Here is a 12,638-nt window from a genome sequence, read left to right as displayed (position 1 = left end):
GCTGTTAACTCTTATTACCTTGATAAATATCTAATGTAAAACTACTGGAACCAAGACAACTGATCGATACTTGACAAGCACTTTGGATAGGTAAGTCTTTGGTAATGAAGTTCTTTAAGCAATTATCCCCTAATTTTACACCGGGAGCAATTGACTGAGAGAGATAACCATTAGACCAATGGCATCCTAATCCTGCGGGTAAAATAGACAAGGTCTTATCGGTTAAATCAGCAATACCAAACAAAGCACAAACGGGTACCCCACCGTCAGAACACTCGATACCTCGCTCAAAAATTTCGGCCAGATCTTTTAAATCAGCACTGAAACTACGTAAGTTACGCAAATAGTCATTAAATAAGGCTCGGACCAATAATGTACTCGCGACACCTAACTGCTGATCACTCGACGAATCAACGATGTAAAAGGCAAACTGTCCATTGATTAACCAAGCGTAATCAAAGACTAATGGCATGGCTTCTGTCGACTGCAACAATCGATAGCTGCACTTCCAAGCACCTTGTGAAGTGTCATTATCAGGCAACAGTGCTTGTAGTAACTCTCTGGCCGTATTGGGGTTTTCTCGTAAATGCTCAAGATGCCAATGCAATTCCTGCTCTTCAGGAAGCTCACCACCACCATCAACTCGAAACCACTGACTCGAAAAATCACGCTGATCATTGAGATGATGCATCGCATCTTCTAATGTATTTTCAATCGCACAGCTTAGGTTTTCATGATTACCAATCGGTTTGGGTAAAAAATCTTTGATGCCATAGCGAAGCACTTTGGCCACATCCGACATTTCTCCCGTGGCTGACACGACAATCATTGGCAACGATGGATACTCCAAACTTACCTCTTCAACAAACTCAATACCGTTTAATACAGGCATAGAAAGGTCGCACAGTAATAAATCTGGCTCGTTTGAACGTAGCTTTTTCAATCCATCTAAACCATCTTTAGCTTCAACGACTTTATACCCTTTCGCGGCCAGATAACCACTGGTCACTCGCCTGAAAATAGGGTCATCATCAACCAGCATGATCATTTTCTCTTGGCCAGCATTACCGTCCGATAGATTCCTAGCTTTAATGTAATCTTTATACATAGCACCTACTCCACTATGTGCTCACGATTCGTATGATTAGCTCATCAATCTCCATCAATGCTCAGGCTACCTAGCACCCATTTAAGCTACCTGATTGATTAGCCATGACTCACCGACGTTACCTGATTTCTCTTCTATCAAACCCTACGAATAACATCGTGTACTTGCTCATTAAAAATAGTCTTGAAACGACATTTATACAAATATTCCACTTTTTATCTGCATCACATACTATATGTATGATTTACGAGATTTTACTGGTAAAGATAACCAGCCAGATACCATGCATAAATACGATAATTTACAAAATTAGTTACCATAACGCTAATCAATCTATCATTAGATGAACAAAAAAATAGAGCGAGTCGACAAATCGTTCTACAAGTTGATATGACTCAAGCCTTACTTGCTGATATCCGTATAAATTAACTAAAACGGTAAAATAATGTGTCAGGAACAATGAAATTAGATGACTTAAACCTTTTTCGACTGGTTGTTGAACACGGCAGCTATACCGCGACCTCGCGTAAAACCATGATCCCGGTTGCGACAATTACCCGACGCATTCAAGCTTTGGAGGATTCCTTAAATTTAAGATTGCTCAATCGGCACGCTCGAAAGCTGACTTTAACTGAAGCTGGGGAACGTTTTTTCAGAGATTGTTCACCGTTACTACAACGTTTAGCCAGCATGGCGGAAGCGATCACTGATGAATGTCGTGGAGCATCAGGCACAATTCGACTTTCCGCACCAGAGAATTTAACCAAGCGGATGATGATGCCGATGTTTAACGCCTTTATGCATCAGTATCCAGATATTAATCTTGAATTAACGACCAGTAATCATGCCGTTCAACTCGACCCTACCGAATGGGACGTTATTTTCCGAGTCGGGCCACAACGTGATTCCAGCTTGATCGCCAGAAAGATCAGTGAAGTTAAAGACATTTTAGTCGCCAGCCCTCTCTATCTAGCCAAACATCCCACACCCACTCACGCTGAACAACTCAGCCAATATTCCCTATTGAAAGGCGATCCATTACTCAAATGGCAACTGTGTAATGATAAAGGGGAAACGTGCATCAATAACGATGTGGGAAGGTTTCAAGCCAGTACCCTCAACGTGGTGCGCAGCGCTTGTTCGGATGGATTAGGTATTACTTTAATGCCTGATGTGATGTTAAAAGAATTTCTTGCCGATGGTAGTTTGGTGCGCGTCTTACCCGACTGGAGTGCTAACCCGCGAGACATTTATATGCTGTACAACCATAAAGATCATTTACCAGAAAAAGTCCGTCTATTTATTGATTTTGTTATTGCTTATCACATCCACTGATCGATGGTTAGAAAAAAAGAGGAGAGTGGCGATTGACCACTCTCCTCTTTTTTCAGTTGTTAATCGAGCATCGCTTATGAGTAGAAACGCTCACCTACACTCGCTCGAGTAATTAACGCATCGCACGGTGCGAAATGGTCACCGTATTTTTGAGCGTGTTGCTTCATTTGCTCAATCAGTTTATCCAAACCAATTTGATCCATATAGCGGAAAGGGCCACCAAGGAAAGGAGGGAAACCAATCCCAAAAATCGCCCCGATATCGCCGTCGCGTGGCGAGTGGATAATCCCCTCATCCAAACAACGAACCGCTTCATTGAGCATCGGTAACACACAACGCATGGCAATCTCTTGCTCATCCCACTTTGATTCTGGAGTTAGATTCAACAATTTGTAAACTGACTTATCGACCTCTTTTTTCTTACTGCCTTTTTTGTAACTGTAGAAGCCTTTGCCTGTTTTTCGTCCTTTACGATTATCGTTTAATAAAACCTCAAATACGTCCGGTCCCTTAAAACGCGGCCCAAGCTCATTGACCAAAATAGGCATAATTTTTGAGCCAACATCGATCCCAACTTCATCCAATAACGTAATTGGCCCAACGGGGAAACCAAAGTTCAGTAACGCTTTATCGATTTTTTCTATCGTTTCTCCAGCCATCAGTACATTAGCCGCTTCATTCATATAAGGAGCTAGAATACGGTTAACATAAAAACCAGCGCGATCTTTGACTACGATCGGGGTTTTGCCCTGTTTTTTCGCTAACGCCACCACGGTCGCTATCGTTTCAGGTGACGTCGTGCTATGTGGGATCACTTCGACTAATGGCATCTTTTCAACCGGACTAAAATAATGTAGGCCGACGATATTTTCTGGCCGAGTGGCTTTTTCGGCAATCTGCCCAATCGGTAAAGAAGAAGTATTGGTTGCAAAAATAGTACTAGGCTGAGCGTGTTGCTCGACATCGGCCACCATCTGCTGTTTAAGCGCCAAATCTTCAAAGACCGCTTCGATCACCACGTCCGTTTGCTGAAAACCTCTAAAATCCGTACCACCAGCCAATTGCATCATGCTATTTTGCAGTTGCGCTTTACTGATGATTTTGCGTTTACGCTGCTTCTCAAATAGACCGTAGTTATAACTTAAAGCATTAAGAATGCCGTCGTTAGATACGTCTTTTATTCTCACTGGCAGTTTTGCTTTAGCCACGCTAACGTGACTGATCCCCGCGCCCATTAAGCCGCCACCTAACACACTAACGTGTTTGACAGGCTTAGGTTCAGCATCACTACCGTGTTCTTTTTTCATTTCCGTGGTAGCAAAAAATATCGAACGTAATGCTTTAGATTCATTGGTCATCACCAACTCACCAAAGCGTTTCGCTTCTTGCTCCAAACCTGCTTTCAACCCTTTATTCAGTCCATGCTCAATGACTTCTAAAATGGCTTTAGCCGCTGGATAATTGCCGCGCGTTTTCTGTTCGGTTTTTTTGCTCGCTTGGTCAAAAATAATTTTGCGGCCAAGGCCCGTATTAGCAAGCAGTTTTTCTTTTAAAGATGGTTTAGCTTGGCGACGTTTCTTACTATTGTCACCGACAAAACGTAACGCCACTTCTAATAAGACACTCTGAGGCACGCAAGCATCAACGACGCCTAGTTTATAAGCCTTTTTAGCGCGCAGTTGTTTACCGGTCAAAATTAAATCTAACGAAGGAAGTAGACCGATTAAACGAGGTAAACGCTGCGTTCCCCCCGATCCGGGCAGTAAACCCAACATCACCTCAGGTAAACCTAAACGTGTTTTATCATCATCCGTACACACACGATAATCACACGCCAGTGCCAGCTCTAATCCTCCGCCTAAGCAAGGGCCATGAATCGCAGCCACAACAGGGAATGGTAAGTCTTCTAGCTGTTGGAACATCTGCTGTCCGCGCGTGGCTAAGGCTTGTGCTTCTTGAGCAGAAGTGCAGGCATCCAGCATTCGAACATCCGCACCGGCAATAAAGTTATCTGGCTTTAACGAATGGATGACTAAGCCTTTAAGCTGTTTTTTCTGTTCATTAAGCTGCTTAAATACCGCCAACATCTCATCGGCAAATGCGGCCTGAAGAGTGTTCATTTTTTCACCGGGAACATCAATCGCGAGCCAAGCAATGTGCTGCTCATCAATCGTTAAGTGAAATGCTTTTGCCTCGCTCATTATTCAACCTCCAAAATCATTGCCGCACCTAAGCCACCAGCGGCACAAGCAGTATTCAATGCTAGCCCACCACCACGACGTTGTAATTCACGCAAGGTTTGCGTGATCATTCGCGCTCCCGTCGCCGCAAAAGGGTGACCATAAGCAATCGAACCACCAAGCACATTGAATTTATCCATATCAATTTCACCAATCGCTTTACTGCGGCCCAAGTATTGCTGAGCAAAGCTATCGCTAGCGAACATTTTCACATTGGCTAAGGTCTGCGCCGCAAACGCTTCGTGCATATCGATTAATGTTAAATCTTTCAGTTCGATCCCAGCTCGCTCTAGCGCTAATGGCGTCGCGAAAGAAGGCCCCATCAACATATCTTTTTCAACGCCTATCGCCGAAAAAGCATAAGAACGAATGTAGCCAAGAATCTCCAAACCCAACTCTTTAGCTCGCCCTTCGCGCATCAAAAGAATGGCTGCCGCACCATCAGTGAGCGGCGTACTGTTAGCCGCAGTCACACTACCATATTGGCGATCAAACGCAGGACGCAGCTTAGCGTACCCCTCTAAAGTAGAATCAAAACGCACATTATTGTCTTTATCGAGCCACTTCTTATACGGCTCAGGGAAAGCGGTCATCACCTCACCGGCTATCTTGCCTTCATTCCATGCTTGGGCAGCTAAGGTGTGAGAACGATGCGCTAAAGCATCTTGATCAGCGCGTGAGATACCGTGCGACTTCGCCATTTGTTCGGCAGTCTGTCCCATCGATAACCCTGTAGAATATTCGGCAACGGCAGGTGGAACTGGCATTAAGTCTTTAACTGATAATGACTTTAATACGTTGAATTTTTGGCTGAGTGTTTTCGTTTTACTGAGCGCTAATAAGCTCGCTGCCAGTTTTTTAGAAACGCCAATCGGTAAAACGGAAGAGGAATCCGCGCCACCAGCGATGCCAATATCAATGGTGCCAGCCATGATACTTTCAGCGACGTTAACCGCGGATTGAAAACTGGTTGCACAGGCACGAGTCACACTGTAAGCGTCCGTATGAATATTCATCCCCGTACCGAGTACAATTTCCCGAGCAATATTGGGCGCTTCTGGCATTTGCACGACTTGGCCAAAAACCAACTGTTCGATGAGTTGTGGATCAATGTCGGTTCGAGTGAGCAGTTCATTGACCACCATCTTGCCTAAATCTATCGCGGGTACTTGCGCAAACTCCGTACTTTGACGTGCAAAAGGGGTACGAATACCTGCAACAATAGCGACACGCTCTCCTGAGCGTGTTCTGACTTCCTGCTTGCCCATTATTTCTCCTTAGAATAAGAGGTCTGACCTGAGAAGCATTGTAATCAAATTGTTACATCAATCAAACAACTGTTTAAATAAACGTGATTGCGGCAGCGAAAGCAAGCAAAAAAAAACCACACAAAGCTGTGTGGTTGGAATGTTATACAAAGCAATTAACCTAAGCCAATTGAAATAATCAGTTTCCTGATTAGGAGAAAGTAAAGTCAGCCTTCAAAAGGAAGTGTCATCTTGCTCAACATGTTAGCTACTAGAGCTAACGAGATGACAAGAGGTAATATAGCGACTTAAACAAAGCATAGTTTGCATTAGATCAAGTTTATGCCGGTTTAGCCCAGTAATACCGGCTAAAAATTGTTCTAGATCAGTTTTTTCGAGTTATCACCTTGTGCAACACAAGGCAGCAACAGCCAAATAAGCACCCTTTTAATAGAGCCAAAACTCTACTTTTAACTTTTTATTCACAATTTAATGCCAAATTGCTAGCAATTTTAAAGATTTAATCGCGTCTTAGACAATGGTCGGATTTCTATCTCCTATACTTGCGACTAGTATCAGCCAGCCACTGAGCTTTTGCTCAACACAACGCCCATTAGAGGCGATATAACAAGGAAAAAGCACCATGAACAAGACGCGTCTGTTTAAAAAGTCACTGCTTGCTGTGACCATCTCTCTCGCTACTCAACAAGCTATGGCAGCCGGCTTTCAGCTTAACGCTCAATCAGCAACAGGCCTTGGCCGTGCGTTTGCCGGTGATGCCGTGATTGCCGATAATGCCGCCGTAATGTCACGTAACCCTGCCGCGATGGCTCTCTTTGATAAAATGGAGCTCTCACTCGGTTTTGAGACAATTACCACGAATATTAAAGTTAAAGACGTTAACTATACTGGAGTTTTAGGGAACTCAGTGCCAGTGAAAGATGCAGATGATATAGGTAGTACGTCTGTTGCACCAAATATTCATCTTATCGTTCCAGTAAATGATCAATTTGCTTGGGGTGTAAATGCTTATTCAAATTTTGGCACAAAAACGGAATTTGCAAATGATTACCCAGCTTCAGAATACGGCGGCTTGACTGATGTTAAGAGCTTTAATCTAGGTTTAGCTGGTTCGTATCGTATTGATAAATCGTGGAGTATTGGCGCAGGTTTAGATTTAATTTACGGCCAAGGTACAATGAAGCGTAAGACGGGTGATGGATTCCCTGCTAATACTATTATAATTCCTCCATCAACAGTGATCCCAGCTAAAGGTACTTCATTGCTTGATGTTGATAAAGCTGATGGATGGGCAGTAGGCTTTAACCTAGGTACTGTCTATGAACTCGATGAAAATAATCGTTTCGGTTTATCCTATCGTTACAGCCCTGAATTTAAAGCTAAAGATAAGCACGGTCAGGAGATTACCCTACCACTTCCTGATATAGCAGAGTTCTCTGGTTTCCATAAAATTCAAGATACATCATTTGCAGTGCATTATAGTGTTCAATGGATAGGCTGGAGTAGCTTCGATAAAATTAAGTTTAGAAACCTTGATGCTTCTCGCTCTGCCGTTGGTGCCACAACAAATGGAAGCTATGATAAACAATATCAATGGCAAGATGGCTGGCACTACTCTCTTGGTGGTACATACTATCTGAATAATGACTGGACTCTTCGTGCTGGTTATATGTATGACACCAGTGCGCAAGATTCTAAAACTTCCATATCAGTACCAGATTCAGACCGCCAATGGCTATCTGCTGGTTTTACATACCAAATTGATGACAAATCTAATTTCGATTTTGGTTTTACTTATCTGATGGGTAAAAATGTTAGCGTAGTTGAAGATGACGCTGGCTCATCTTTAACCGCAACAACTAAAGCTGATGCAATACTAATGGGCTTACAATATAGCCGTAGTTTCTAAGTTTAGCTTAATTCAAATACGTATCTTAATGGGCTGAATCATCAGCCCTTTTTTTATTTATTCACCTCACAGGCGCTCTTTTTAAGCTTACAACTGTGCTTAAAAAGGGCAGTTACATCCTACATCTGTTCGCTGAACTTTCACCTCACCAGAACGCAATCCAGATTAATAGGTAAGTTAATAATATAAAATCGATATAAAACTCTAAATATTGATAATTTATTGTTTTTATTTGTTAAGGCAACTCGCTCTCTTTACACTTTTCGCCACTATTGACTAACCATTTCAGCGAACATAACCATGAACAATAATCAAAAAACGTTATCGATAGCCGTTGCGTTCGGCTTAATGGGACTACCAACCTACGCTCAAGCAGCGGGATTTCAACTAGCAGAATACTCAGCGACGGGCCTTGGTCGAGCGTACGCGGGTGAAGCAGCCATGGCTGACAATGCTGGCTCACAATGGCGTAACCCTGCGATGTTAACCTACCTGACTGGCACGCAATTTTCTGCTGGGGCGATTTACGTCAATCCCAACATTGATATCAACGGCACAGTAACCCACCCGAATCTTGGGCAAACTAGCGCGACGGCAAAAGATTTCGCCCATGACGCTATCGTTCCAAATGCCTATTTCTCTCATCAATTGAATGACCGGACCTTTTTAGGTTTAGCTTTCGGCACCAATTATGGCATGGAAACCGAGCTACCTAACTTTGCTGCCAGCCATTTTGGCGATCAGGCGAAAATCATCACCGCCGAAGCGAACGTTAACCTCGGCTATCAACTGACCGACGCAGTCAGTGTCGGGGCTGGTGTACGCTATGTGATCGGTGAAGGTCACTTTGGGGCCAGTGTGCCGGAAAAAAATATCGTTGGAATGGATGGAACAAACCCAATAAAGGCACCTCAAGGAACTATTTTAAAATATATGGAAGGGGACGATACCAGTTGGGGCTGGCAGGCTGGTACCGCTTGGCAAATCAACCCAAATCATCGAGTGGCTTTTACCTATAAATCACAAGTCGTGATGGACTTTGATGGTCATGCTGAAGGGATCCCATACGGAAAACACAAACCGGGGCAACTCGCTGTGACTTTACCAGCGACGGCAGAGCTAGCTAGCTTTCACCAATTAACCGAACAATGGGCATTGCACAGTAGTATTAATTGGACAGATTGGAGTAGCTTTGATCAATTGGTGGCTAACTTTCATGATGGCACTCCTAATGACTTGATTAAATTAGAAAACTGGAAAGATAACTACCGTTTTGCGTTAGGGACTAGCTACGCTTGGGATCAAGATTTGACCCTACGTGCAGGCATTGCCTATGACTTATCCGCAGTAAGTACAAAATATCGCACAGCGACCATTCCAGAAACCGATCGTACTTGGTTAAGTATTGGTGCGGGCTATCGAGCCACGAAACAACTGACTCTTGATGCTGGCTTTACCTATATTTTTGCTAAAAAAGCTTCGTTGTATGAGCCTCGCGATGGATCCGACGACCAAGCCGCAGCGATTGGCGGCGCGTTTGCTGGAGAAGTGACCGGACACGTATGGTTAGTCGGTGTGCAAGCCAGCTACGCTTTCTAAACTTAAGTAATATTAAACCGTTAGTATAGCGATGCTGTTTAAGCACAAAGAGAAAGACTGAGGCAAAAGCCTCAGTCTTTGATTGGCAAGCAAAGGAGTTCATTGAATCGTTATTGTTGTTACTTTTTTACCATAGTGCTCCTCAGCCCGTTCTGCCACTGATTTTAAAAAATCTTCTTAAACTCTGTAATTCCTCAACTATTTATGAAAACGATGAATTTGTTAATTACAAAAGCATCCAGCGATTTCAAAATGCTTTGTATTAGCAACCATTACGGTAACGAGCAGGATGAATGCTTTCAGTAGAAAGCGATAAAAGACTTACGCTATGATGTGGTTCATTATTTTTCTAAAAAGAGCTCAACATAATGTCTAGTGAAAACATCAAGCAACAGCGTCATCAACAACGCCAACAAAAAGTAAAAGAACAAGTTGATGCGCGTATTGCCAATGCTCAGCAAGAAAAAGGCTTATTGCTGGTGATCACTGGCAATGGTAAAGGCAAAAGCACATCAGGCTTTGGCACCATTGCACGCGCCGTCGGCCACGGTAAACAGTGTGCTGTTGCACAATTTATCAAAGGCACGTGGGAAAATGGGGAACGTAATTTACTTGAAAAACTCGGTGTCGAGTTTCAAGTCATGGCGACAGGCTTTACCTGGGATACGCAAAATAAACAAACCGATACCGAAGCCGCTCAACAAGTATGGCAAGAGTGTCGACGCATGCTTAACGATGAATCCTTAGATGTCTTACTGTTTGATGAGCTGACTTATATGGTGAGCTATGGCTATCTTGATCTTGATGAAGTGGTTGAAGCGTTACAACAACGCCCCCCTATGCAATCCGTGATCATCACGGGACGTGGTGCTCATCGAACACTTATCGAACTCGCAGATACCGTCTCTGAAGTCAAAAACATCAAACATGCTTTTGATTCAGGCGTCAAAGCCCTAAAAGGCGTCGATTGGTAGTCGTGGATCGCCCAATAAAAAAGCTGGAGTTATCCAGCTTTTTTAGACATCAATGAGCCTTTAACTCAAGGTTACTACGCTTAGCGTCGCAATAACCCTCTCAAGGCCTCCACCGCTTGTTTCGCTTCTTCACCTTTCACTTTATCACCGAGCTTCTCAATACCGCGGTCAATCTCCTGTTGCGCTCTTTGCTTAAGCAGATCATCAAACACCAATCGGTATCTCGGTTCAGTCCATTGGCCAGAAATATGAATCGGGATAGTCACGTCTCGCAACTCGTTGATATCTTTACCGCCTTGCCCTTTCAGCGTCCCAACAATGGATGTGCGAACCACAAAATCAACCGTTTCGTTTAAGTAATTGGCTTTACCTTCACCACGAATTCGTAATAACGGCGATTGCATCGCTAAATTATTGGTCGACACTTCACCCTTATTCAGTTGCAGCGTCGCCGTCAGCGCACTAAAGTCAGTTTGCTTAATGGCCTCAGATTCGTCTAACGTTTGCCCTCTCAAACGCGCATGATTGGTGCGAATTAACTGAGCGATGTTAATGCCATTGACAGCACCATCAGCGAAGTTAATTGTGACCGTTCCCAGCAAGTTTTTCTGAATACCGCTTGGGGTTAGGCTACGACCTTGCACATCTACCGTAATGTTACCCGTTCCCTGTAGTAAGTCATTGTCCGCCACATCAATCAATAATGGCTGAACTTGAACACCAGTAATGGTCTTCTTAACCTGATAGGTTGCGGGTGTTTTTCGTGCATCAACCTTGGCGCTCGCTTGGATCTTACCCTGATAAAGCTCAGCCGTTAGCGTATTAAGATCGATCACACCTCGGTTAACAGCAAAACGAGTATGTACACGCTCAAGCTTGGCATTGCCTGCTTTAAACCGATCAATGGTTATCTCTCCAACCACATCTAAGTCTCGTAAAGCCGATAAATCTGGTTCAACCTCTACCGGTGGCGAAGTGGGTGCATTCACCGATGGCTGGGCAGCAGAGTTTGACGCCACTTGATCGAGCCCTAAAAATTCATCGAGATCAATCGCAGGGCTATGCAATTGAAAACGGATTTTAGGTATATCCGCCAAATGAATGTTCGCTTGTCCAGATAACGCTATTGCGTTGGCCATCAACCTATCTAACGCTACATCCAGCGTACTGTTGGTCACATCAAACACGATACGAGACGCCATTTCTACCTGCAGCGGTGATTGTGGTAAAGCCGCACCTTGTAATGTCGAATTCAGAAGTAACTTATCCAACGAAACAGTACTGATCGCCGCATCAACCTGCAACTGCGCTTGGCCGCTAACGTCAAATGTCATGTCGGCTGCGTTACCTTTCACAGCAAAAGTCAGCGCATTGTCTTGATCAAATTCAAAGGTCGCGAGCTTAAGTTGTAAAGCGTCTATCCGTACCGATGGGTCTTCGAACGTACTATTAAGCGTAATATTGCGTAGAGCATACTGTTTAAAGTCTGCAGACAGTTTTATCTCCGCCTTCCCGTGCACACTAAACTGTTGTTGGTTCGCACTTCCTTTGGCCGAAAAATCCACGCTGGTCCAACGATCGGCAGCAAATTCTGACACCGTAAGATCAACGTCATATAAGGTACTGTGTGTGCCCGTTTGCTGATCAAGCATTTCTAATCGTGCCTGACTAACAGTCACGCCAGCAAGACTCAAAGTCCAAGGTTGATCGGCGGTTGTCTCTTCTGGCTGGCTAGATGGTGAGTCGGTCAGCACCGCCTCCACCTGTGTGGATGGTTTTTGGTTTTGTGCTTGAGTCAAGCTATCTAAGTTAGAACGACCATTTGGTAACGTTTCTAGATAAAATTCGGCCCCTTCAAGGCGAACATTACCAATATGCAGTTGATGACGAAAAAGTGGCATGACCGCGATATCAATCCCAACACGATCGACCTTAAATAGGTTATTTTGAGTAAATCCGTCAGGATTTCTTAACTCGGTTTTACCAAGTTCGAAACCAATCGCCGGAAAGAACTGCCAGCTGATATCGCCTTCAATGACTAACTCAAGGCCCGTTTGTTGTCTGGTTTGCTCAATGATCAGAGGTTTAAATTGATTTGGATTGACGAAAACCACTAACGCGACCACTGCCGCGATAACCATCACCAGCAGCGCCGCAATGAATAGGGACAGTTTTTTCATCTGCTTTTTCCTTGCTTGACGAAAA

General features: G+C 43.9%; 8 protein-coding genes. 4 read left to right on the top strand and 4 right to left on the bottom strand.

Features of this window, described 5'->3' with window-relative positions; genetic code table 11:
- Positions 1-4: 4 nt before the first annotated feature.
- Positions 5-1,108 carry a response regulator gene (locus tag VIB_RS05000; RefSeq protein WP_004394895.1) on the bottom strand — a complete coding sequence of 368 codons (1,104 nt, stop codon included), beginning with the start codon at positions 1,106-1,108 and terminating at the stop codon, positions 5-7.
- A 459-nt stretch (positions 1,109-1,567) separates the two neighbouring features.
- Here VIB_RS05000 and VIB_RS04995 point away from each other — a divergent pair, with 459 nt between their 5' ends.
- Positions 1,568-2,443, top strand: a complete 876-nt coding sequence (locus tag VIB_RS04995) for a LysR family transcriptional regulator (RefSeq protein WP_004394894.1) — start codon at positions 1,568-1,570, stop codon at positions 2,441-2,443.
- 74 nt (positions 2,444-2,517) lie between these two features.
- Here the strand turns inward: VIB_RS04995 and fadJ are convergent, their stop codons facing one another.
- Both fadJ and fadI read right to left on the bottom strand, forming a co-directional pair.
- Complete coding sequence (gene fadJ, locus VIB_RS04990) at positions 2,518-4,644, bottom strand: fatty acid oxidation complex subunit alpha FadJ (RefSeq protein ID WP_004394893.1); 2,127 nt, start codon at positions 4,642-4,644, stop codon at positions 2,518-2,520.
- Positions 4,644-5,951: an acetyl-CoA C-acyltransferase FadI gene (gene fadI, locus VIB_RS04985; protein WP_004394892.1), complete on the bottom strand. Its 1,308-nt coding sequence runs from the start codon at positions 5,949-5,951 to the stop codon at positions 4,644-4,646. Before fadI ends, fadJ begins: the two co-directional genes overlap by 1 nt.
- A gap of 622 nt (positions 5,952-6,573) precedes the next feature.
- Here fadI and VIB_RS04980 point away from each other — a divergent pair.
- From VIB_RS04980 to cobO, 3 genes are all read left to right on the top strand, one after another.
- Complete coding sequence (locus VIB_RS04980; protein ID WP_004394891.1) at positions 6,574-7,860, top strand: outer membrane protein transport protein; 1,287 nt, start codon at positions 6,574-6,576, stop codon at positions 7,858-7,860.
- Between the two features lie 300 nt (positions 7,861-8,160).
- Positions 8,161-9,459, top strand: coding sequence for an outer membrane protein transport protein (locus tag VIB_RS04975; protein WP_004394890.1), 1,299 nt, complete (start codon positions 8,161-8,163; stop codon positions 9,457-9,459).
- A gap of 368 nt (positions 9,460-9,827) precedes the next feature.
- Positions 9,828-10,433, top strand: coding sequence for a cob(I)yrinic acid a,c-diamide adenosyltransferase (cobO, locus tag VIB_RS04970; RefSeq protein WP_004394889.1), 606 nt, complete (start codon positions 9,828-9,830; stop codon positions 10,431-10,433).
- Positions 10,434-10,513: 80 nt separating this feature from the next.
- Here the strand turns inward: cobO and VIB_RS04965 are convergent, their stop codons facing one another.
- Positions 10,514-12,613, bottom strand: coding sequence for an AsmA family protein (locus tag VIB_RS04965; protein WP_004394888.1), 2,100 nt, complete (start codon positions 12,611-12,613; stop codon positions 10,514-10,516).
- Positions 12,614-12,638 lie beyond the last annotated feature (25 nt).

It is taken from the genome of Vibrio metschnikovii CIP 69.14 (genome assembly GCF_000176155.1).
In the GTDB taxonomy this organism is placed as follows: Bacteria; Pseudomonadota; Gammaproteobacteria; order Enterobacterales; family Vibrionaceae; genus Vibrio; species Vibrio metschnikovii.
This window is presented reverse-complemented; position numbering and strand designations above follow the sequence as displayed.

What these genes read in the sequence shown, in the direction of transcription:
- VIB_RS05000 (WP_004394895.1), bottom strand. Translation starts at nt 1,108, where the DNA reads ATGTATAAAGATTACATTAAAGCTAGGAATCTATCGGACGGTAATGCT.
- VIB_RS04995 (WP_004394894.1), top strand. Translation starts at nt 1,568, where the DNA reads ATGAAATTAGATGACTTAAACCTTTTTCGACTGGTTGTTGAACACGGC.
- fadJ (WP_004394893.1), bottom strand. Translation starts at nt 4,644, where the DNA reads ATGAGCGAGGCAAAAGCATTTCACTTAACGATTGATGAGCAGCACATT.
- fadI (WP_004394892.1), bottom strand. Translation starts at nt 5,951, where the DNA reads ATGGGCAAGCAGGAAGTCAGAACACGCTCAGGAGAGCGTGTCGCTATT.
- VIB_RS04980 (WP_004394891.1), top strand. Translation starts at nt 6,574, where the DNA reads ATGAACAAGACGCGTCTGTTTAAAAAGTCACTGCTTGCTGTGACCATC.
- VIB_RS04975 (WP_004394890.1), top strand. Translation starts at nt 8,161, where the DNA reads ATGAACAATAATCAAAAAACGTTATCGATAGCCGTTGCGTTCGGCTTA.
- cobO (WP_004394889.1), top strand. Translation starts at nt 9,828, where the DNA reads ATGTCTAGTGAAAACATCAAGCAACAGCGTCATCAACAACGCCAACAA.
- VIB_RS04965 (WP_004394888.1), bottom strand. Translation starts at nt 12,613, where the DNA reads ATGAAAAAACTGTCCCTATTCATTGCGGCGCTGCTGGTGATGGTTATC.